At 60.6% G+C, this 2159-nt stretch carries 2 protein-coding genes; both read left to right on the top strand.

Features of this window, described 5'->3' with window-relative positions:
* Nucleotides 1-97 precede the first annotated feature (97 nt).
* The gene (locus SO139_RS46015; RefSeq protein ID WP_498542135.1) at nt 98-913 is read left to right on the top strand and encodes an SMP-30/gluconolactonase/LRE family protein; all 816 of its coding nucleotides are present in this window, start codon (nt 98-100) and stop codon (nt 911-913) included.
* Between the two features lie 136 nt (nt 914-1049).
* Nucleotides 1050-2159 (top strand): mandelate racemase/muconate lactonizing enzyme family protein (locus SO139_RS46010; protein WP_498542134.1); only part of this gene is annotated, 1110 nt, incomplete at its 3' end.

The following is a 2159-nucleotide window of genomic DNA, read 5'->3' as shown; positions in this document are numbered from 1 at the left end:
ACAAGTGATTCTTTCGATTCAAGACTTTGCCGATCAGCGGATCAGCCCGAGTGGTCAAAGTTATGGGTAATTGAAAGATGCGCCGGACGGTTACAAGGTGTGGACACAAGACGCGGCGTTCATCGGCGCAACGCCTCGCTGGGACCTGCGTACGCGGACATTGGTTTGGGCTGATCTGCTGGCGCCTGCCATCAGGGCGGAGGGCGACAATTCGTACATGATCTCGCTGCAGGCCTTGGCCGAGAGCATCAACTCGATGTGCCTCGTCGAAAATGGCATCGCCTTCTCCGTCGGCAATGATGTCGTCATAGACGATCTATCGGGTCGTCAGGAGCGCATCAAGGGAACGCCAGGTATCTCGCTCAAAGTGCTGCGCGCGTCTCCGGACCGAGAGATTTGGGCCGCCGCATTCGACGTGGAGGCCAACCTCAGCAGGATCGGCCCATGGCGAAAGCAGTCCGGCGTCCAGCCCGCGTTCGAGTTGCAGGGCGAAGTGACCGACATCGCCTTCGCTGGCGAGGCAACGCTGTTCGCGACGCAGCCGCGTCGCCAGTGCATCTACTCCCTGGAACGTAAGACCGGCCGGCGGCGCAAGTTCGCCGACATCCCCAAAGTCGCGGGCGCGCCTTGCGCCCTGGCCGTCGACGAAAACTTCAATCCATGGATCGGGCTGTCCGAGGGCTGGAGCGTGATCAAGCTCAATGACAGCGGAGAAATCGAGCGAACGGTCGCGCTGCCGGTGCCAAACCCGACTGGCATCACATTCGGCGGGAATTCCCTGTCCGAGCTCTTCGTGACGAGCGCACGTGCCGGCCTGTCTCGGGAAAGTCTCACCAAGGCACCCCTGTCCGGTCACCTCTTGTCGATCGACGTCGGCGAGCGCGGCTTCGCAGACTCGATCGCAAGTCTCTAAATCGCGATGAGATTGGGATGAATCGTCATCGCGCTTTGGGTTATTGTTTGAGCATGATCTCCGCGCAAACGCGTTCCGCGTTTGTCGCGAGGGAAAACCGCTTCACACTTTTCCGGATCATGCTCTAGGAGAATTCATGCCCGCCGATCGCGACAGCACCTCCGTGCCAAAAATCGTCTCGCTGCAGACCTTTCCGACAAGAATTCCATTTGCCGACGGCGGAGAGGGCGTGGGCGGCACTCCCTCTCGCTGGCACACGCTCGACATGGTTCTGATTCGGGTTGAAGACGAGGCGGGAAACGTCGGCTGGGGAGACGCCTTCGCCTATTTCTGCCTGGAGGCAGTGAAAGCGGCCGTCGACCACATGATCGCGCCCTTCGTGACGATGGCAAGCATTGACGACATCGCCGCGTGGAACCTGGACGTGCAGCGAAAGCTTCATCTGTTTGGCCGCTACGGCATTACTCTCTTCGCGCTGTCCGGCGTCGACATTGCGCTCTGGGACTTGAAAGCAAAGCGCCAAGGCCTGCCACTCTGGCGCCTGCTGGGAGCTGATGGTCCATCGCACCGTCCCGCCTACGCAAGTCTCGTCAGGTACGGCGACAAGGATCTTGTCGCCAGGCAGTGCGAGCGCGCCCTCGAGCTCGGCTATCGTCACATCAAGCTGCATGAGATCGCACCCGACATCATCAGGCGCGCTCGAGAGGTGATTGGGCCCGACATTCCCCTCATGGTTGATGCCAATTGCGCCTGGTCGATGAAGGAAGCGTTGGCACTGCGCGATACCTTCAGGACGTGCGACGTCCTCTGGGTGGAAGAACCGGTCTTTCCACCTGACGATTATCAAAGCATGGTGGAGATCGAGACGGCTGGCGTCCCCGTCGGAACGGGCGAGAATGCCAGCACAGCCTTCGATTTCAACCGCATCATAAGCGCCGTCACCTATCCGCAGCCGAGCATGACGAAGGTCGGCGGCACGTCGGAGTTTCTCCAGATCCTGGCAGCTTGCAAACGGGCGGGAAAGGTCGCGATGCCACACACGCCGTACTTCGGGCCGGGGTATTTTGCGACGCTGGCGATGCTGCCTCTCGCGTCCGAGGGAACGCTGGTCGAGTTTCTGTTCGTCGAGCCGGAGGCATGGCTCGCCGCGACACCACAACCCACCAACGGCGTCGTGACTGCATCGAGCAGCCACGGAATAGGCTTTGAACCGAGCATCGATGTGATCGAGCGATATGCCGCTCGG

The sequence above is a fragment of the Bradyrhizobium sp. UFLA05-89 genome, from assembly GCF_059803475.1.
This window is presented reverse-complemented; position numbering and strand designations above follow the sequence as displayed.